Origin of the sequence: Mesorhizobium sp. M7D.F.Ca.US.004.03.1.1 (assembly GCF_003998635.1) — a bacterium.
Taxonomy (GTDB): Bacteria; Pseudomonadota; Alphaproteobacteria; order Rhizobiales; family Rhizobiaceae; genus Mesorhizobium; species Mesorhizobium loti.
This window is the reverse complement of the sequence record NZ_RZQG01001379.1, coordinates 1-1,051: the sequence shown is the minus strand read 5'-3', so window position 1 is coordinate 1,051 and position 1,051 is coordinate 1. Positions and strand designations below refer to the sequence as shown.

Genomic DNA, 1,051 nt, shown 5'->3' with positions numbered 1-1,051 from the left:
ATGATCCCGCTGGGATCCTGCACCATGAAGCTCAACGCGGCGGCGGAAATGATGCCGGTAAGCTGGCCTGAAATCGCCAATTTGCATCCTTTCGCGCCGGCAAGCCATTCGGCCGGCTATCGCGCCATGATCGGCGAACTGGAAGGATGGCTGTCGGAGATCACCGGTTTCGACGCCGTCAGCCTGCAGCCCAATGCCGGCAGCCAGGGCGAGTATGCCGGCCTGCTTGCAATCCGCGCCTATCATCGCGCGCGCGGCGAAGGCCATCGCACCGTCTGCCTGATCCCTTCCTCCGCGCATGGCACCAATCCGGCGAGTGCGGCGATGGCCGGCATGAGCGTTGTCGTCGTGCGCTGCCTGGAGGACGGCAATATCGACATGGACGATATGAGGGCCAAGGCCAACGAGCATTCCAAGAATCTCGCGGCGCTGATGTTCACCTACCCCTCGACACATGGCGTCTACGAGGAAGGTGCGCGCCACCTCTGCGCCCTCATCCACGAGCATGGCGGCCAGGTCTATTTCGATGGCGCCAACCTCAACGCCCTGGTCGCCTTGGCGCGGCCCGCCGATATCGGCGCCGATGTCTGTCATATGAACCTGCACAAGACCTTCTGCATCCCGCATGGCGGCGGTGGCCCGGGCATCGGCCCGATCGGCGTCAAGGCGCATCTGCAGCCCTATCTGCCGGGACATGTCACCGAAGGTTCGGCGCACGCCGTGTCGGCCGCACCATTCGGCAGCGCCTCGATCCTGCCGATCACCTGGATGTATATCCGCATGATGGGCGCCGCCGGACTGAAGCAGGCGACGGAGACCGCCATCATCTCGGCCAACTACGTGGCGACACGGCTCGCGCCGCACTTCCCGCTTCTTTACAAGGGCAGGCACGATCGCATCGCGCATGAATGCATCCTCGACACCCGCGTGCTGAAGGACAGCGCCGGCATCAGTGTCGACGACGTCGCCAAACGGCTGATCGACTACGGCTTCCACGCGCCGACCATGTCCTTCCCGGTTGCCGGCACGCTGATGGTGGAGCCGACCGAGT

1 pseudogene is annotated in these 1,051 nt (G+C 64.3%); it reads left to right on the top strand.

The annotated features are described in order from the left end of the window. A pseudogene (locus tag EN935_RS37240) lies at positions 1-1,051 on the top strand (beta-eliminating lyase-related protein); the annotation flags it as partial.